The organism is Pedobacter sp. MC2016-24, assembly GCF_015223055.1.
Lineage (GTDB): Bacteria > Bacteroidota > Bacteroidia > Sphingobacteriales > Sphingobacteriaceae > Pedobacter.
Genome location: NZ_JADFBX010000009.1, coordinates 80977 through 100876 on the forward strand (window position 1 = coordinate 80977; position 19900 = coordinate 100876).

A 19900-nucleotide genomic window follows, 5' to 3' on the forward strand; every position below is an offset into this window, starting at 1 on the left:
AGCTCAGTAAAAAATGGCGTTTAAACAAATGTCTGGATCGTATATTCTAAAAAGCTTTCACTTACACCGTATGTGTCTTTTGTTTAAGTGAATAAATATGATAAATGAGCTTAAAGCTGGCAATGATGTATAGACAATCAATTTCAAAATTTGTTTATTCTTTATCATTGAAGCTTTTTAACGAATCGGCGAATGACCGAAGTAAGCGATTGTCTATAGTAATGGCCAGCGAATCATTAACATTGAAGGTCACGTTGATTACATCCCCTTCTACATGTGCGCTTGGTCTAAACGGTTCTCCGTAAGGATTATCGATAAAGAATCCGCAGGCTACAGAGTTAGTATTGAAAGAAAATTTGTAGTCTTTTTCTGGAAATGGGGATTTAACATCTAATGGAGGAACGGCATATGCATTGTCGTGACACTCTTCTGCGAAATAAACTATGGAATTTTCATTTGATTCTACTTTCACCTTGTGAATTCGGATACAGCTATAGATCAATATTTCACCATGGTATTTGTAATGGAATACCATACTTGGATAGGGTAAATGTAGTTGACCATCAGTGCCAACTTCTCCTGTGAATATTACATAAGCAAACTCTTCAAATTTGCGCCATGTATTGTTATCAAAGTATATCATCTCGAAACCTCCACCCCAAAAGTTTTTTAGATTGTTTAGGGTTAATACCTGCTCGGTAAAGATTGATGTCAGCATCGTCAGGTTTACACGCAAGGCATCTGTTAGATTTCCAATACTAGGCGAGGTTTGATAGTAATAATTTTTTTGGACAGAAGATATGAATTCACTCGCCCCCGAGCCAGTAGCTCTTATTTCTTGGAAAAGTTCAGAACTGGCTTCTTTCCATGAGTCTGCGGGATAGATAGATGTGCTAACCACAAATTCATCATTGGTTTTGGTAATTAAACAAGCGATGAACTTTGAACCAGAAAATTCATTTTCTTGAATATAAGAATTTAAAAGTGTATTCAGAATTTCAAAAGTGAGCTGGTCATAATATCGAACTTTTATTCTTAGTTCCTTTAGGATTGATTTCATCTCAATTTCGTCCCCCGCCAGACCGATGCATAGATTTGGCGTTAATACATAAATTTTTTGAAAGTAGTCATCAGGCTTAAATGCGAGATTCGTTAAATGTTCATGTATACTATTTAGTGATCCTGGATAAGGTTTCTCTATGCTTCCATTTTTTGAGGAGAAAACAATATCTCCGATTATAATCGGTACATTTCCCCGAATCGTCTGGGCTATCAAAGTCATAAGAGGTTATTTTAAGTGGAAATTCATGTAATGCTTAACAAAAGTGGCATCTTTCCGCAATATCGGTGACATTTCAAGAATTTTAACCTTTACTGTGATTTTACTCTCACCTGTATTGATTCACCACTAAACAGAGTTAAGATTGATTATCTCCATTGTTTCTTTCAAAAGATGATCTTGCTCACCATTATAAGCCTTAAGTAAGGTTCTGGTATCTCTGCCATTACCTATTTGGATTGTTTTAGCCTCGTTATTTAAAAATTCTCTTTGATACCTAGCAACCTGACTTGCTTTTTTGGTTTTTTCAGAAATGGTCATAAAAAGCTGGGTATCCTTTGGTCTGTTTTTAGAAATAAATTCAATTAACAAATCCTCGTTGAATTCGTCTAGATCTTCTTTAAATACGGCGTCCAATATGAATGGTAGTCTATGGATATCTTTAGTTTTACTTATCAATGAGTTAAATGCAAAATGGTAGGCCATGATCGTTTTATGTAATTCAACTCCTTGGAAGGGAAATGCTGAAATTTTATAAAGTGTTGTGTAGCGATCTTCGCTTAATTCCTTTACTTTCAATTGCTTGAGGTTGGCTTCAAATAGATCTTTAAAAAGGTAATTTTTCTTGCTTCTCTCCTCAGCTACTTCCTCGTCAGTTTTATAGACCTCTAACGATTTTCTTAACACAGATAAGTCTAAGGTTAATTGGCCAAGTCGACTTAATATATTTTTGTTCAATCGTAAGTTAGCCTTGTTATCTATCCATCTTTCAAGTGTAATCTCCTGGTCTGAATAACTCTTGAAAACTTCGTATTTTTCACTGATCTGCTTTTTAATTTTTTCGATTTTTGCTTTCAGCGAATTTACCTCGCTTTGTACCGAGGTAATTTTAGTCTTGATTGATTCGTATTGAGATAATGTGTCGTTTAGTTCCTGCTGATGGGTATAGTTGTGTTGCATATTGTATGGTAGGGATTGGCTACACATAGGGCAACTTCCCTGTCCTGGATCCTGTTTAATCTGACTGCTTTTGATTCTTGATACCACGGATTTCCTCTCACTAAGGAAACTCAGTTCGTTTGATTTAAATAAATATTCTTTTTCCTTTTGAGCAACATCATCTTGAAGTGTTTTGTAGTCATCCAAGTATTGCAAAGACTGAGTTGTAAAGCTTTCGTCTGTCATTTTACTCACTTGTAGGGGAATGTGATTATTTTGAATTTCCGTTAAGAAAGTCTGTTCTTTTTCTGCTTTTAATACCTCAGCTTCTAGTTTTTTCTTCTCTTCTCTATCTACAGCTGTTTCGATACCCAAATAATAATCCAAGTAATCGTCTTTGAAATTTCTAAAAAAATCAAGGCTACTAAATGACTTCCTTAAATATACCCAGCCCACGGATTGCGAAATATAATATGGTAGGAACACTGCTTCAATCGGAGCTTCTTTATATTCTTCCTTTGATTCCAGGAATAGATTGAAATTAAATAGTTCATGAAAAAAATGCTTCAATTTCACATGCTCAAATGAGTTGTTTCCATTTATTCCGTTGAACACCTTTAATGGAATATCGCCAATTTTCACATACAGCGTACCACCTTCGCGAATCAATAGGATAGCGACATCGATATTTTCCCTTTTGAAAGTGCAATCCAATCTGAAGAAAAGATCCATTGATAAAAGCTCTTCCAAATGTTCCTTCCCATCATTAATTCCAAACGTATAAATCAAAGATTGCACTAATGTGCTTTTTCCCGAAGTATTGGGGCCATATATTAAATTGATACCTTTTCCAAAATCATCATAAAAGTATTTTTTGTTTTTCTCTGAATAGATAAAAAGAGAATTAAAAGTGAGAGTGCTGTTCATAATGATTCTCTGGTTTCTATATATGCCGCCACTATTGCAGCTTTTAAATGTTTGTTTGATAATGGTGTAGAATATGTTTTTAAGAACATTTTGTAAAGTTCTTCTATACAATCCACTTCATCGATAGCTAAATGAAACAAGTCTTTGTTATCTTGGGTAAATTTAAGTACTTTTCTGTGCTCTGCTTGCTTTAGATCCTTAAAAAAATCAAAGCTATCCTGTATGCTTTGTTGCATTGACTGTTGTTCAAATATCGGAATTGAGAGTTTTTTTGATATTTCTTTACCTTCTACCCTCCAGAAGTTGTAAGCTTTCTGATTATTATTGATTATAGATATCGCATTCTCAATTTCTACACTCGTTACCCTTTTGGACTCGTCCATCAATTTCGATATGTTCCCGTTATTTAGAGTTGTTTCCACTTTTCGGAATAAATCAATTAAGAGATTAACAGCAGCCGATGCATCTGCTATATCTTTATTTACACTGTTTTTAAAAAAACCTACTAGTTGGTTTAATTGAGATGAATGTTTTTTGGGTAGATCTATAAATGCTAATGATATGTGATTAATATGAGCTAGGGGCTTAGTTTCTGGGGCCACTTTATCCTTAATTCTATCGTTTAGCTCGTCTTGAATTTCTTGGGGAAGATGTATGAATTTAACATTGCAGTTTGCTTCATTTATTAAAACGTTAATAGATGGTTTTGGCTTAGCTTGCTTCAGATTTAAATTAATTGCATGGTTTGTAAGGAATTCAAGTGAATGCGAATACGTAGGCGATTTACTAACTGGGTCTTCCTCAAGTTCCAACCCAACCTTTGCCATTTTTGTTAAAATATCAAAAAAAGTGTCGCTCATTCCCCATTTATCAGATGACTTTTTTGCTTGATAGCTTTCTACTAAAGTAAGCTCGTCCATTGGGCCTTGATGGCAGAACATTACATCATCGTGATGTTCTATGCAGATAAAATACTTCTTTCCCGCTAGCTTCCCGTAGTTTTCAAACAATATATATAGCGCACAATGTTTCTGAAATTCGATCCCGGTAGCTGTACTAACTCCGGCATTTACCGCTTTGCTAGCAACTGCCATAAGAAGAATTATAGATGACTGATGTCATTTTGAAAGTTTTAATCGTTAATTTATAAAAGCATGTGATGCACTAATATATAAATTTTCGCTGTATGCGTTAAATTATATAAGGTTCTTTTACGAATATCGGGTCAATGACGGTAATGTAGTTATGATGATTAGGCTTTGCCTGTTTTTATGTTTGTGCTCTTATTTATATCGAAAGCTACTTTTTGATGGGACATGTTAAGATCACGCTTGGCCTAAAACGTGCATAAATGAACATTGTGACATGAATTATTATTGTGTATTTTTAATACCAAGGTTGTTGCTTCCCCGGTGCTTCTGTGAAAAGAATGGAATTACATCACAAAACTCCTGATCACTCCAACAATGTTTACCTACCTGCCGGCACAGGGTCGTATCCTCAAATCACTGCGCGGTACTTGCGATGCACCGCAATTTCAGGATCTCCACCTTGACCTGATTCCTGACTTCATCAAGTTAGCGTGATATAATTAAATGTTTCACCAAATCCATTTCTCATGAGATTTCCATTCGAAAACCTTTCAAACGTTTACAAATTCGTCAAACACAATGCACTGAAAATTTATTTGAATGTAGATGACCGGGGACCGGGTTCCAGTTACCGTTCAAACAGCCCGGCAGTGGTGCAACGATTGCAACAACAATTACAAGGTCTATTCGAAAATCTATTATTGACGCGGGGCACAGAAACAGGGCGGCTTATGATCAATTGATCATCGGTGCCCTTGAACCGGGAAAGCGACTTCCGAAACCGCTTTGGGAGGTCATCCACTGCCTTGCTTTCTGGAACCAGGAGGGGGTAGCCTGCCATCAAATGAATGCTGACCCTAGAGAAAGTTGCCAGGACTCTATCCTGAAGTGCATGGCTTGTGATTGCGGGGTAATTGCTGAGCCTTACAGCGACAAGTTTATTACCCGGAAAGGTTGTAATCACGTCTGGATTGCAGACAAACTCACAGGTGAGCGAATTCTGATTTTTCATCTGTATCAGCGTTAAAGTGACCTGATCCGGTTGGGTTCCATAAGCCCCAACTTTTATGTCATAGTAATAATCATCATAACGAAAGGCTGGTTGCAATTCGATCATCCATGCAACCATGTAGATGGTTCCAGATTGCAGTATTGCACCATAGGTTCAAATTGTACCTATTCAGTTCATTGTTTACTATCATAATTTTTTTTAACATCATGCCGCCTGTAACTTAAATGCTCTGTCCGTTGATCTATTTCCCTTCTTCGGTGCAGAGAAAAGCAACTGCACCACCGATTTCATCTGGTAGCTAACTCTTCCCAGAGCAGTTGATCAATTGGTTTTTAGGAAAACCCAAAATCAGACTATACTAATGGAATCAATTCAGCTTGACGATATTGGGACTAGGCAAATCGTTGCGGGCTTCCTTACTATGGTCTTGTATATATTATAGGTGGAGATCTAATTGATGTCGTTATTGCATATTTTATACAATGTTTGTCTGTATTGCATGAAATATACAATAATTGAGTTAATTGCATGTTTCATGCAACAAATGATTAAATTGCCATTCAAACACAAAATGATGGAAAAGAAACCCAATTTCATTCTTATGGCGGACGTAATAGACAGCCGCAAAAAGAATCAGGAAATGCTGATGAAAGAGTTCAAAGAGATAGTGAACAAGGTAAACAAAATAGCCAAGAACGAAATCATCTCACCAATGACAATCACTTTGGGAGATGAGTTTCAGGGAGTGGTAGATGACCTGAAGTCAGCAATTGTAGTCGTTACACTAATAGAAGAAGAGATAATTCAGCAACAAGCAAATTTCAAATTGAGGTATGTAATTGTAGAAGGTGAAATTGATACACCTATCAACAAAAAAAGTGCCCACGAAATGCTAGGAAGCGGACTAACATCAGCAAGGAATCTCTTAGGCACATCTAAGCAATCAAATAGCCGGTTTTTTATTGAGCTGAACGAAAATAATAAGTCAAAAGTTTTGGCTGATATCTTTTCAATATATCAGCGTATTATTGACGATTGGAAAATTGCAAAAGATTATCAGATCATAAGTGCCTTTATACAACTAAAAGATTATAAATTAGTCGCCGAAAAGTTAGATAAAGACAAATCTCTGATGTGGAGGAGAGAAAAGACAATGAGAATCAAAGATTATATGTCAGTTAAAAATATTATGAAATATATAGGGGAAAACAAAAATGTGTAAATTTATTCTACTTACAATAGGCTTTATCGTCACAGAAGCATTACTTGCACTTATTTTTTCAATCATTGCTCAAGTGTACTATAAAAAAGCTACCGGATTTGATTTCAAATCCATTTTTAAAGGAATAATTGAGAGAATATTTCTTAGCATATCTCTGATTAATGACCTGCCTCATGCGTTAACATTTTTCAGTGCTTTGAAACTCGCGACAAGGTTAAAACATACTGAAGCGAAAGACGAACATAACGACTTCAACGATTACTATCTGTTGGGAAATTTATCTTCCGTTCTTGTTGCAATTAGCTATGCTCACATCTATCGAAATTTTGAAACCATTGAGATATTCAATAAAATCTGCAATTAGGGATTGAAATAAGTGCAATATGGAATTGAATAATAGAGTACATAAGTTTTCATTAAACAGTAAAGAAATTTGTTTATAAAACTCTCATTGTTTAGAGTTAAAAAACGATTTGTTGCTCTGATAGGTCAGCATAATTAGTGTGCGAAATCAGCGCACGATGTTTGATATGATTTCAGACCAAACAGGAGGAGAGATTCGAAGAGCAGCCGCTCTGCAATCCATTAGCAGCGCAATACCTTCAATGTAATTTTCAACGCTACCGAAAGATTTTGAATTAGGTTTCACAAAGTGTTCTGGTACTCCAAAACTTTTAAAAATAGTATCAAGAATTCGTTTATTGAAAGAGAGTTTCATTCCCGGCATCATGTTATCCCAAGACTTTTCTGGTTTGATTTCATTTACCTCTTTCAATAGAGCTGATTTCTTGGTGGATTTGCCAGTTAACTTAACCAGAGAGTCTATGATAAGAGGTGCACTTTGCTTTCCGGAATGCTTAGGGAACAGTGGGAAAACTTCCAGATAGTCTGGAACCAGTGCGTTATTGATCCGCTCAACTTTGTCCCCTATAGCATTTTGACCGTAACTAATAGCAACCTCTTTTCTTCGATACCTGATCAAAAAGCTTAACAAAAGAAGGCGTATTCCGGCCCCTTCTGGCGTGTTACTTGATTTCACTGATTGATTTACCCACGAAATAGCATCACTTAAAATAGGATGTTTGGAGGCAAATTCTTTAAGATGTCTGCTCATCAAAAGCAATATATCTTCAGAATGATACATCCCCGCCTGTAAGATAAATACCTCTCTCCATTTTTTATCGAAACAGTGCTTTGCGATTAGTTTTGGCATCAGCAACGGTGAGCAGTAGTGAAATGCAACCAGGTATTCTTGAATAGTCAAATGCGAAAAAGAATAGACGTCTAAAGTTCGTTGAACAAGGAGGCCCTGTTGGACTTCAATAGCATCCAGGATCGCCGATACATGAGGCAATTTCACACCCAGAGTATTTTCAAGGAACACACTTATTCTAGATTTTAGCTCCTCAGTATGAAACAAAGTTTTATCTTTCTCGTAGAAGTAGGCCGCGATTTCAGCGAGCATTTTGGTTTCTATATCCGTGTTGAGATTTTGATAAATTTCTTCTTGATGTATTCGTTTTTCAGCGGACCAGCGCTCTAGGAGTATCTCCAAAGCGCGACGGTAGAGGCTGCTTCTATTTGCCGGGAATTGTTGACCTGCATCGAAAACAATGCATAAAAACGTTAATAATAAAGGTGTTCTTGCCAATTCCAATGTTGCCTTATGAGCAGTATCAAATAATAGTTCGCATAGACGGTCCGAAGTACTGGAGTGTGCATCTCGTTCTGCATTGAACCAATTTGAAACGAATGCACGAATTTGTCTATCATCAAAACTGGAAACTTCAATATCATTGAACCCTATTAAGTAATTTTTATAATAGGCGGTCCTACAGGAAGTGATGTAACGATTTGTCGGGTACCGATCCACAAAATTTTTAATGGCTGAGATCGCTTCGTCCAGCAGTGCTTTAGGAACCTCATCAAGACCATCCAATAAGATCAGAAGTTTTCCTTCCCCTAAAGCATCTTTCAGAAAGTCTTCACTCTCAGGGAAGCCAGCTATTTCGAATTCGTTTTGTATCGCTTTGGCAATGTCAACTGGATTACCAACTTTAAATTGCTTAAGCTCAATTAACACCGGAATGTGCTGATTGTCTAACTGAAACTCGTTACTTTGATCTTCAGCTAGAAGATAAAGTCCTACTCTCTTTAAAAGGGTTGACTTTCCAGCTCCTGGTCCGCCCAATACATTCAATCTTTGATGTTCATTAATCACCGTTGATACGTCGAGAGAATTGCGGTATCTCTCTTTTCTTTCACGAAAAGCTCTCTCAAGGTCTTCAATGTTTTCGTCAAAATATTCTTTGTGCGTATGAACAAGCCTCACTTTGGTATAGATTTCTTTCAACGGTATCGGGGAAGACATGTTCAGTACTTTAATTTCGCCATGTCTACGGGTATAGTTCTCGGCATATCGCTCAAGAGCAGCAATGGCCTTCGTACGATCAACAGCTTTCTTTCCGTATTTTGTTATCAAAGACCAGGTTAGTTGAAATAGTGATTTGCCCCCTTCTTCGGCAAGTGTCTCTATAAATTTATTTGAATCTTCAGGAAGAATTGATGATGCTTTAGCCATTTTGTATTCTTAGGTGCTTAGACGAAATTTTAAGACAATAAATGCCCAAAATCACGTAAGGTGGCGAATTTGTTGAGATATTTAAAAGTCTGTGGCGGAGTAAAATTCGGTTGAATGGTTTTGATTGCGCTTAACAATATCTCCGCGTTCAAGGCTGAAATCTCCGTCATTTCTATACCTATTGCCTTATTCACTCCGCCATAGTAATTATCGAACGATGCTTTGTCAATACCTAGTTTCGCATTATATTTCTCCCACATTTCTGCTGGAGGACAGGTGATGATGTTTTTTACAAGAGCAACAGCAGTAATTGCTTTTCGTGGTTGAGTAGTATAAATAATCAAGGTGTCCCCAGGATATGCTTTTGGTTTTGCTTTTCGAAGTTCGATAGTCTTCCTTCCAGTAAGCATTTCTGCGACATACTTTTCTTTAACCGAAATCAATATTAGATTGCTCATAGTGTACCCCCAGTTCCAAGTTTATAAATTTCCATAAAAGTAGCGTTTTTAATTCGGAGAGGCGACTGAAAGTTATTGTCTGATTCAGCATGCTTTGATAATATAGACTTCACCTTCCTCAACGAAATTGTATTTGAGAAAGATTCTGAGTCACTAAATCGAAGGGCCTTGATCTTTTGAAAAGCATCACCTTTTACCAGTTTGGCAATGTCCCGGCTCCACTCGTAGATTCCAAACTTTTGATGTTTTCTATAAAGCTCTTTGGCTGGGCCAATATTAATTTCGTTCAAAAAAGATGACGCGACTATAGCTTTTTGCCTAGGTGACTTAGGATCTGCGCTAGCATACCAAAGAATCCGGGCTGGCGCATCTTCAACGTTAGGTGCGACGTGGCGGTAGTAAACATTTTCTTTACTCCATATCAGTTGTGGTGTTACTCCAAATAATTCCGTCTTAGCAGTATTTGTGTCGAACAGCTGTTTTGCGAAATTAGGCTTAATTGGAATGATAAAGCATGGTATATTCGCATCAGCAACCTTCATAGGCCAGAGTACCTTTTCCAATTGTAACGCATACAAGTGTTGTGCTGTTTCGGTATCAGACACTGCATCCACTAATGCACTGATCTCCGAGATGCGACTTGTAATTGATGAAAGCGAGAATTTTAAATCTTTGGTTTGATATATTCCGTCACAAGTTCCTCTTATAAATCCATTTGTAGTATTAAAAAAACCATGACTCAACAAAAATTGCTGTTCGAGATCAGTAAGGTAGGGGTCACTTATAATTATGAAATGTTTTTTATGTGAAATTGCTTCTTTTATTAAATCCGTAACATTCTGAATAAATAGTGTTTTTCTGAGCGGATACTGTTTTGTACGCAACAGCGGCACTCCAAGGGTATCCTCATACAAATCGTAGCCAAATGCCGCAACTATTGAATCGTTTTCCTTTACAATCTTAATGGAGGCTGTCGGGCGTACGATCAATTCCTGTATCAACTCATTAAAGGTGCTTTTCTTCTCACCTTTACCATTATCAAGAAAAAGTTCAGGCAACAAAGATTTCTCCATCGCCGTCAGCTTGGAAACAAAAAAACTATTACCAGACAGCTTACTTGGGTTATAGTCTGCCGCATTTACAGACATATCAATTTCTGTTATTAATGTGGATGGTCTTACTACCTTTAATTGATATTTGTGCCTTATTTTCAAACCCTGTTTTAGGATGCCCTCATCTAATGTTACAAAGTAAGGAAATCCCGATATAATCGTTTCCGCGAGCTGTCGCCGGTCAGAAATGGCGTTATCTGTTAAACCGGGGAGGATTTCGAGTAGTTCTAGTTCAACAGCTTTGACACTGAATTTGTCTACATTTAGCTCTGGGTAATTTTTGATAAATGTTCGGCTTTGGATGCGTCGCTTTGGATCTCCATCGCGATGAATTTCGTTTACTGTTTCCGAGGTATGGTAATATTCGACTTCAGTTACCAGCCAGTCACTTTGCAACTGAGCAATTTCTTCCTTTGCACTGTCTGTAATTTCGATATGCATCATTTTTGCAATGATGTTGAAATCAATAACTGCCTTTGTCTTATCGTTATGTTGTATAGAAAATAAATCTTGACGACCAAAGTTGTACCACCATACGACAAGATGGATAGCTGGGTTCGTGCCACGGCTTGGTAGCTGGCCCTTAGGCTGAAAGCCATACTTTGCCCAAAACTTATTTGCCTCAGCGTAATCACTGCGACAATTAAGCTTGATACCTCTTGATTTGCTATGAAATTTGTTTGTTAAATGATCAATCAGTCTCTCTGCCACTTTCTGCCCCCGGTTAGCCTGATCGACACATAGATGCACGATAGAGAGTGTTTGGGTACGTGCTGTGTGACGAAATTGGAGGTAGCCGATTAAATTGGAATCTTTATGTGCAACCAATATCCATCCCTTCTTGATATGATCAATAAACGCATCTTTAGGCATAAGTCCTAACGTTGATCGGTTTAAACCCCAAAGATGAATTATTAGATCGAGGTCTTTAGGCTTAGCAAAATTTATTTCAAGAGGCATTTGGCAAGTTTCTGCGAATTTTATCGCGTTTAATTTAAATTATGATATGTAGCTAAATATGAGTAATTAATAGATTGTATCAAAATTATATAGGTAAATATCTACACTACTAAAAATATTAGTATTTTTGCGGTAGAACATTCATTAGTTATTAAAACATTCATGTCAAAACAATCCACCTCCGCTAACGAAATTCCGGTAATCTATTGCTTATCTATCAGTAAGAATTATGTAGCTGCCTTAAGTACTAATGCAACTGGCCTTGGATTGAGGAAAGGTATGTCGGTGGATTTAGTGATGTATTTTTGCTGGGACCCAAGACTTGTCTTAGTGGACGATATCAATGATATCCCAAAAGAATTTTTAATCTTAAATGGCTAATTCGCCTCTAAATTAATGGGGCTCATGTTTAGCTAATTTTAATAGTATTAAAAGTTCTAGGTAAAAAACTTTAGCGAAATTAAAAAACCGATATATTTTGCCTTAACCTTAGGAGTATTTGGCATTTCTCCAGCACAAGAATTGATGACCTTCACAAAGGATTCTTTTTTATGTTTCGTTAGACTTTCATTTAATCCTACATAATCCCAAAAAAAAATACGGCCTTAATTAGTTTATGGATACATTTTATTTTAATGTCATAAGCTATTAATAAACAAACACTGTCTGTGAAAGTGATATGCAGGAGGAAAATTTTTTCAAAAAATAATTACGCAGTTAGGTTGCGCACGTTGAAATGTATCTTTGTAGTAAGCAGCATTTGTCATGGATTACAGAAAATTCCTTAAAATAACCAGAAAGAAAAATATAGAAGTATTGGATACTGTAAAGGGGGAAGCGGAGTTCTACTTTAATGATCCCGAAAAGGGAGCGTCTAAGATCGATGATCTGTTACAATTATTCCACAGTTGCTACAGCATAGACAAAACCATATTCCTTACCGAAATATTTTATGAAAACCAGCGTGTATTAAGAAACACCTATGACCATCGCGACCTGATCCTTGAAGATATGGACAAACTTCTCAAGGATTCAGAAGAAGCAAAAGATAAAAGGTGGCAAATAAGGGTGATTAATGTATATCGCAGCATAGTATCGGAACTTTATGATCCGGCCCTTGCCATCATTGTTGGCTGTCTGAAGATGCGCGAAGGTAGCTTTACAAATTTTACCAATGCAAACCTGTCGATGTCAGAGTCTCAAAAATGGAATTTTGCAAAGTCTAAATTAAAGAAACCGTCAATTTTAGAAGGTTATTTACCGCTGATCAGAAATGCGGTATCACATGCCGGTACGCATAGTATAGTTTATGAAGAAGAGCAGGTTGTCTTCCGGAAAATTCAACGAAGTGAAAATCCTGAAATAGTAAAGGTTGTAAAAATCTCCAATGGCGAGCTTTGGGGCAAATTGCGTTCGATGCTCGACTTTATTGTAGCGATGAACGCCGCTATCGAAATATTTGCATTAGACACAAGTGATGATATTTTCAGCGATGAGCGAATTAAAAGTGCGTTCATGCGAATTCTCCAACCGACAAAACTGTATGAGAGATGGAAGAAAGAAGAGGAAGCAAAATACTTGGTGGTATGGGAAAGCACTAAATTGAAGGATCAGGATAAAATTGATTATTTCCTTAAGAAGTTTGTTGATGCAGGCGCAGGTAAGCTAAAGGAAGGGAGCGTTATTTTGAATAATAAAGAGGGTATTTTCATTATCCGTGTGCCGGTAATAACAAAAAATAAGACTACCGAAGACGAGTTGCTGGAGCAGTTGAAAGCTTTGATCATGATATGTGTACTGGCTCATCCCTTCTTTTCTCACAGATACAGATCTTTCCTGCTTGAAGAGGTGACGCAAGAAGGCGGCAACGCTTATCAGGTATGGATCCAGGGTGATGATATCAGAGACTTTCTTGTAGGCAAAGCCAGCATAGAGGATCTTTTACATGATGGGAAAATATATCGAAATAGGCAAGACGCCAACGTTTGGGTTGATTTTAGTGCATTGGAGGAGAGGGAACTGAAATCGTTAGCACCGGTCCTCGCGCGGAAAAAACGCAAACAGATGAGCAACAATTAGCAAGATAGGCGGCTTAGTATCTCATGCATGAAGTGCTGCCGGCAGCAAGGTCGGATCCTAAAGCAAGTATCCCTTTTCTCTGCTCGCAAGGCAATTGCAGGATCATAACCCATACCTTTATCTTGCGCATTCAAGAAAGCAAGAATGTTTCAGTTTTTTGGCAAACGGGAATCGATTTACCTTAGTTTGTCATATTTTAGCAAAGGACGAGTATAATCACATTAGGGTTCGAAGCAAATCAATGTACCCACTGAACTCGTCGAAAAATTCCGAAAGCTCATGCTCGATTTTCTTCACTTGGACTTATTTAGATCCCGATTCGAGTTTTTCCAGCATTGAGCTTCAATTCAGGAATGACTTTATTCGGATAATTAAGCCATTAAGCTAGATGCAGACACAGCTCCTCGACATCCTTGAATCAAAAATATCCTGACTGTGCATTATGGTATGGTTTGCATTACTGTCATCGAAAATAGTTTATTATTTTTTAGGCACCATGCGATTTCGTAGCTATCAGAACCATCTGCACCAGTAGCGGTAATGAACTTTTCCTTTTTTTTGCCTCGATAAACCTTTACCTGCTCAATATGGATATCTCTCAATCCAGCCATCGCTTCCATTGGTAAATTATAAGTCCCAGATGAATTTTTAATGCTAATTAAATATAAGTCAGCATAACCCTCATTCGATTGTTGAGCCGGCCTCACTTCAAACGTAATAGCTGATTGCTCATCTTTAAAAATCAATTTATTAGCGTTTGCGTGAACCGGTGTTACTTCCGGTAGTTCACTCAGATAGCTGATTCGACTCTTGTGTATATAGCCGCTGGCGGTAACCCTTTCCGATTTTAAATAGTGGAGGTGCTTATCTAATGGTTTTTCCTGAAACCAAACATTGCTCCATCCGAGATTGCCATTTTCATCGTCACTTGGACTAATACTGAGAACTTGTCCCTCAATCACTTTTCCAATGATAGTCGATTCGATGGAGGGCTTTTTACGAACATTTGTATAGCCGTCATTATCATAGATAGTGATCAATTGCGCATATGACGTACTGTAAATCCAAGAAAGGGTTAATATCAAAATGTATATTTTCATAAAATAATTTCAATCCGAGTGCAAAATTATTAAGTTTCCATAGCGCATAGCTATATCCATAACCATTTTCACTTCATTTGGTTTGAACATCAGAATAGGAGAGAAGTAGTTATGTTTGAATTTACACAAACCACAGTTTACATGGATCTTTTTATAAGGCTTGCTTTTATAACCAGGATGTAAAAAGGAATCAATCACCAGATATACAAGAAGCCATTGGTTGAGGTGACTATTTCTCTTCGTTTATTTTAGCATTGTTACTACAGCGGACTGTCAGCTTGACGCTCGACTTTTGAATGGACGAACAATCTATATCATATGTATGAGGTTAGCGGAATTTTATTCACAACTTACCTTACCGCTTTCGTCCATAATTTTCAATATCCGGTCATAGCTGAGGCCGAAAGGCCCCTTGCGAACCTGAAGCACCAGAGTTGAACCTGCTGGCGCATCGGGAGAGGTTGAGCAGGTATGTGACTGCACTGGTTGTGTTTTTGCAGCGGAATAGACCCAGAATTGTTCGTTGGATCTGTCCAGCTCGATTGTCCAATAGCGGTGGTAGAAATATTTACCTCGAATACTGCCACTGCCTGTTATCTTAGCTGTTATGGTCTGGTTATCCTTTGCCATCAGGTAACCAGTACACACCAATACCTGGTAGGGCACGTACATAGTTATTAAGGATAAGCCAACAATTCCAATCAGTAGCCATGCTTTGTTCCATCCGCTCAAAGCCTTCCACTCATAGGCGGCATTCCTGGGATTTGGGTTTTTCTTGTTCTTAAAAAGCCAGGTGAAGTTCCGATCGGTTATGTATACAACCCAAAATATCGCCGCCAGGTATATTACCAAGCAGGAGGCGATCAGCAGGTGGTTTTTGTTCCATACCAACTGGGATGCCCAGAGTGCATCGTTTGCAGTGAAGAAGGTGAAAAAATGGATGGCTGGTGCGACAAACAGGCTGAGTTTTTTTTGAAAGAGGATGTCATAAACAATTAGCAGCAAAAAAAGCCACCAGACGCTGAGTACGATTTCGGAGAGCGGCAACCCGGATTCTGAGATTAAACGTAATCTTGCAGGTTCAAAAATATCGCTGTGGAACTTGAAGCTTCCCGCTATGACGAATAGCATGATTATAGCGGATTTGATAAGCGTGTTAAATCTGGCGTTTTTCAAAGCTGAAGTGGTTTTTCAGAACAGTAACAATCCTGGAGCAGGGGAAGTTTTTGGAAAAAATCAGTCATCTGGAAAATCGGATCTGACAATGCTAATCAGATAAGTGCATTTTCGTAAACACAAAAATGTGAAATTATATAGATGACAATATTTTGGAACTTATGGAAGGATATAACAGCATGTTTGGAGGTGCTTTTTTTTCAATATCCAATATGCTATTTATACTCTCAGAGAAGTTTAAATCAATTGATTCAAATGGCTTTAAACCTTTTTAATTATCTGCCAATGTATAAGATCAGCTCTATTGTCATCCTTCTATAGTTTCTGTATTTATTCCGATTTTCATGTCATATAGGTTTTAGGTTTTTATCGGTTAATCCTACGTTTGAATCTGAATGCTGGCTTCATTTACGATTTTGCGAATGGTCTGATCAAGTTCTCCCACAGCAAGCTCAAGTATGTGGACTTCTTCCATTTCCTTCGTATAGGTATGTTCCTTCAATAATTCAGTAATGCCTATGATTGAAGAAACAGGTCTTCGGATTTCATGAGACTGGACCAAGGCAATATGATCCAGAGCGCGATCGCGTTCCTGAGTCAACTGTTGAGACTTTTTTAATGATGTAATATCTGTCGCATTGTAGGAGATTCCTATGATATTTCCACCGTTATCATAAGCAGGGTTATAATTGAACTGCCACCAAATCTGCTGATCGCCATGACTAAGCTCCTGTTCAAGCATGATGCTCTTTCCCTCAAGTGCTGCTGTGAAGTTACTTAAGAAATGCTCCATGTAAGGTTCGCCAATGAAGTCCACTACCGGGCTTCCGATCTGGATCTCCAATCCGTGGTTTGCACGCATGAAATCTGCTAGATATTTGTTGCAGAAAAGGATATTCAGTTCCTTGCTGATTAATAACTGGCAGGATTGGGCACTTTCGAAAAGTGATCTTAGCGTGATCTCGTTCTTCTTTGCCTCCAGGTACTGATTTTTGAGGACGTCCAAGCTGTAATCGAATTCCAGAATGTGGCTACCGGCGTCTGGCAGATTTCAGCGGCGAAACTTGCAATATTTTTTAAGTCATTTTCTTTACTGATTTTAAGTTTTAGAAACCGGTCAACTGCCTGTAATCGTTCTAGTTCCCTGTAATGCATATCTTGATTCCTCCCGATTTAATATAGTCAATTTTTTATCATGTAATGCTATCTACGTAATTTTTTGATAAAATAACTTAAATTTGGTGTTCAAAAGTAGCTGGCAAATTAACTCATTTACGTAGAACTTACCTTTTTCAAGTATAAATCCTCGACTGATAATCTAAGAGGCCTTTTTTTAACACTTAAATGCCGCGATTTTAATTCAATGTTATCCATGCCTACCAAATTTTCGCATTGGAACAAAAATTTTATACCATGCATGAAAAAGAAAATCTTAGAGAGTCATCCGTACGAGGTAACATCTGTTTACTGGAGGATGACAAGGATATTGCCGATATTCTTCAGTACTTTTTAGCTGAAGAGGGTTATCATTTGGATAGTTACAATAGTATCCTAGACTTTAACACTCGTTTGCTTAATTCACAAACCGATCTGTTTTTATTGGATATGCGGCTCCCTGATGGTTACGGTTTAGATGTATGTAAAATGCTGAAAGCCGACTTGGTTACGTACAATGTGCCTGTGCTTATCATGAGTGCTGGGATTTACACTGATGATTTCTTTGAAATTGCAGACGGGTTTATTGCCAAACCTTTTGATCTTGAGGAGTTACTTTTAAAAGTAGAATCACATATACAGCCACATTAGTCTGCTAGAAAGCAATCTTCTTAAAGGTTAATGGATCATCTACCATGCTTTTCGAAGTATAATGTTTTGAAATGATTGGGGATGTTATAAAAATGCCCGTCATTTTCACGTAATAAATAGTCTGTTTTGCCCGTCTCGATGCAGTATGCCTTTAATTTCGTTGAATCTTCAACCGTGTAAATGTAACTATTGCTTTCAAATCTAAATTCGTCTGTGTTAAATCTGGCCACTTTTATAACCCGGTCAGTTAGATCATCAGCCAAATGTGGAATGGACTTCGTGGATGGGCTAAAGGGCAGGTCTACAAATTCGCAGCCATCAAGTTCGCTCAATCGGTGTTTGTATTCGTTATACCAGTTTCCTGCTTTATTTTTGGATATCATGATATGTTTTGAAGGATCGTCAGGAGAATCCAGGCTGACGTCAATTAGATGCCAATTTTCTGTAAATGTCAATTTGTATCTAATTGCCGACTTAACGTTTTTACGGTAAGTAACCAGTCCGCCCATGAACACGCGTGTACTTGTTCTTTCAAAATTGAATGCTTCTAAGGTGTCGAATCCCCTCCACACCGAACATTCGCAACAGAATGCTTTCATATGTATCGTTTACTGCATCTAAAACGTTTGATCTTTAATCTTTGTTTAACAGTTTTGTGATTTCTTTAAACGTTTTGTCTTATCGGGTAAATTTCTTTTCAATGGTATATTGAGGCTTTCTTAGTTTTTTATTTGCTTAAATACTGTAAAATGTAAGTTTATTGAATTAGATCATTCGTGTTGATAGAAAATAAATTCAACTCTTGCTGGGTAACCTTTCTGATACAAAGTCGATTGTGAGACGACTTGAGGCTTTGCGTAAAAAGACTCTACAAGTTTTGGGCACCCCATTCGTCTTCATCGTGTTGTATTATATTGATCTAAGGACTTCCAGAAGATCAAATTTGAGGATTTCTGCTATTTTATAGAGTCGCGCAACGGTCAGGTCCGATTTGCCGAGTTCGATTTTGCTGAAAGCATTCTGTGCAATGCCGAGTTTCTCAGCTATGGTTGCCTGGGAGATTCTGTGTTGCTTTCTGAGTATTTTAATCTTCAAGACTAATGCCTGACTCTTGATACGATGATCCGCTAAGCAAACATGGCCATGCAGCGGACTCAAATAGTTGAGTTCGTTTTGTAACATAATTTAAATATTACATTGGTGATAGCTATTTTGATGCGCTGTATTACACACTTTCGTAGTTCTTTGTAGAGAATAAGGGGTGTATAGTGAAAGCAAAGTTGAAGTCCTCCTGGCTTGTCTTTTAAAATTCAATCAATTGAATGTCTTTGTTCTTGTTGATTTGTTATTTCCTAAAGTTAAACAACTTTAAGAATGTCAGCGTTGCACTAATACTCGAAAAGGTTGTATAATTTTAAAATTTCAACATCCGGCGATGTCGCCTATGCTTGTTAATTTGTTTTAAGAACACGGTTTGATACCAAAGCGGATGAGCGTGAATAACATCGACCATAAATTAATCTCTTAGTTTATTTGTTAACCAACTGGTTAGTTAGTATGTTTGTTGTATGATCACAACCGAAGAAAATATATTGCAACAAGCCGGTACAGTCTTTTACCGAAAAGGCTTGGCGGGTGCAAGGATGCAGGAAATTGCCGATTTAGCTGGTATCAATAAAGCGATGCTTCATTATTACTTCAAGACAAAGGAACAGTTATTCGATCGGGTGTTTTTGCAGGCATTTGAACATTTTGTAGAGAATATAACGACAGTATTGAATGGGAACGCGAGCCTGGAAGATAAGATTGTGAGCTATGTGAACCAGACGGTTGATGCTTTAGCTCAAAATCCGGGTATACCGGTTTTTGTACTCAATGAACTTAGTCACAATCCGCAAAGAATTACTGAAATTTTCGCAGGCGAGGAAAAGATCAATTTGAAACTTTTCAGGGAGCAGGTTGACAAGTATAGCGGGGGAAAGATAGATTATGAAAATTTATTTATAGATATGGTAGCATTGTGTGTTTATCCCTTTGTAGTAGCGCCGGTGTTCAAGCAACTACTGCATAAATCGGATGAGCAATATACCGCGCTCTTACAATCCAGAAAGGACCATGTGGTAAGGGAAATACTGGGTCGGTTATCAGTGTAGCATCA

General features: G+C 37.6%; 16 protein-coding genes. 5 read left to right on the top strand and 11 right to left on the bottom strand.

Going from position 1 to position 19900, the window contains the following annotated elements:
* Positions 1–154 precede the first annotated feature (154 nt).
* The 3 genes from IM797_RS19310 to IM797_RS19320 all read right to left on the bottom strand — a co-directional run bounded on the left by IM797_RS19310 (position 155) and on the right by IM797_RS19320 (position 4239).
* Complete coding sequence (locus IM797_RS19310) at positions 155–1282, bottom strand: hypothetical protein (RefSeq protein ID WP_194128816.1); 1128 nt, start codon at positions 1280–1282, stop codon at positions 155–157.
* A gap of 126 nt (positions 1283–1408) precedes the next feature.
* A complete protein-coding gene (locus IM797_RS19315) occupies positions 1409–3145 on the bottom strand; it encodes a hypothetical protein (protein ID WP_194128817.1) in 1737 nt (578 codons plus the stop codon).
* Positions 3142–4239, bottom strand: a complete 1098-nt coding sequence (locus IM797_RS19320; RefSeq protein WP_194128818.1) for a dsDNA nuclease domain-containing protein — start codon at positions 4237–4239, stop codon at positions 3142–3144. Before IM797_RS19320 ends, IM797_RS19315 begins: the two co-directional genes overlap by 4 nt.
* A gap of 524 nt (positions 4240–4763) precedes the next feature.
* Between IM797_RS19320 and IM797_RS19325 the strand changes: the two genes are divergently transcribed.
* Positions 4764–4979 carry a hypothetical protein gene (locus IM797_RS19325; RefSeq protein ID WP_194128819.1) on the top strand — a complete coding sequence of 72 codons (216 nt, stop codon included), beginning with the start codon at positions 4764–4766 and terminating at the stop codon, positions 4977–4979.
* 804 nt (positions 4980–5783) lie between these two features.
* Positions 5784–6470, top strand: coding sequence for a SatD family protein (locus IM797_RS19330; protein ID WP_194128820.1), 687 nt, complete (start codon positions 5784–5786; stop codon positions 6468–6470).
* A gap of 511 nt (positions 6471–6981) precedes the next feature.
* Here IM797_RS19330 and IM797_RS19335 read toward each other — a convergent pair.
* From IM797_RS19335 to IM797_RS19345, 3 genes are read right to left on the bottom strand one after another with little or no spacing between them, the layout of a single operon-like run.
* Positions 6982–9051 (bottom strand): NACHT domain-containing NTPase, encoded by a 2070-nt coding sequence (locus tag IM797_RS19335; RefSeq protein WP_194128821.1) that lies wholly within the window; start codon positions 9049–9051, stop codon positions 6982–6984.
* A gap of 29 nt (positions 9052–9080) precedes the next feature.
* A complete protein-coding gene (locus IM797_RS19340; protein ID WP_194128822.1) occupies positions 9081–9509 on the bottom strand; it encodes an ASCH domain-containing protein in 429 nt (142 codons plus the stop codon).
* Entirely contained in the window at positions 9506–11581 is a 2076-nt protein-coding gene (locus IM797_RS19345) for a GNAT family N-acetyltransferase (RefSeq protein WP_194128823.1), read from the bottom strand. The genes IM797_RS19340 and IM797_RS19345 overlap by 4 nt, the downstream gene beginning before the upstream one ends.
* Before the next feature lie 765 nt (positions 11582–12346).
* Here IM797_RS19345 and IM797_RS19350 point away from each other — a divergent pair.
* Entirely contained in the window at positions 12347–13660 is a 1314-nt protein-coding gene (locus IM797_RS19350; RefSeq protein WP_194128824.1) for a hypothetical protein, read from the top strand.
* Between the two features lie 440 nt (positions 13661–14100).
* On the opposite strand, the gene IM797_RS19355 is transcribed toward IM797_RS19350, so the two are convergent.
* The 3 genes from IM797_RS19355 to IM797_RS19365 all read right to left on the bottom strand — a co-directional run bounded on the left by IM797_RS19355 (position 14101) and on the right by IM797_RS19365 (position 16942).
* Complete coding sequence (locus IM797_RS19355) at positions 14101–14760, bottom strand: hypothetical protein (protein WP_194128825.1); 660 nt, start codon at positions 14758–14760, stop codon at positions 14101–14103.
* Positions 14761–15099: 339 nt separating this feature from the next.
* Entirely contained in the window at positions 15100–15936 is an 837-nt protein-coding gene (locus tag IM797_RS19360) for a hypothetical protein (protein WP_194128826.1), read from the bottom strand.
* Between the two features lie 379 nt (positions 15937–16315).
* A complete protein-coding gene (locus tag IM797_RS19365) occupies positions 16316–16942 on the bottom strand; it encodes a PAS domain-containing protein (protein WP_194128827.1) in 627 nt (208 codons plus the stop codon).
* A 407-nt stretch (positions 16943–17349) separates the two neighbouring features.
* On the opposite strand from IM797_RS19365, the gene IM797_RS19370 reads away from it, so the two are divergent.
* Entirely contained in the window at positions 17350–17742 is a 393-nt protein-coding gene (locus IM797_RS19370; protein WP_194128828.1) for a response regulator transcription factor, read from the top strand.
* A 35-nt stretch (positions 17743–17777) separates the two neighbouring features.
* On the opposite strand, the gene IM797_RS19375 is transcribed toward IM797_RS19370, so the two are convergent.
* Together IM797_RS19375 and IM797_RS19380 are read right to left on the bottom strand one after the other, a co-directional pair.
* On the bottom strand, positions 17778–18341 hold the full coding sequence (locus IM797_RS19375; RefSeq protein ID WP_194128829.1) for a putative glycolipid-binding domain-containing protein: 564 nt from the start codon (positions 18339–18341) through the stop codon (positions 17778–17780).
* A gap of 310 nt (positions 18342–18651) precedes the next feature.
* The gene (locus IM797_RS19380; protein WP_228098963.1) at positions 18652–18924 is read right to left on the bottom strand and encodes a helix-turn-helix domain-containing protein; all 273 of its coding nucleotides are present in this window, start codon (positions 18922–18924) and stop codon (positions 18652–18654) included.
* Positions 18925–19310: 386 nt separating this feature from the next.
* Between IM797_RS19380 and IM797_RS19385 the strand changes: the two genes are divergently transcribed.
* Complete coding sequence (locus tag IM797_RS19385; RefSeq protein ID WP_194128830.1) at positions 19311–19895, top strand: TetR/AcrR family transcriptional regulator; 585 nt, start codon at positions 19311–19313, stop codon at positions 19893–19895.
* Positions 19896–19900: the final 5 nt, after the last annotated feature.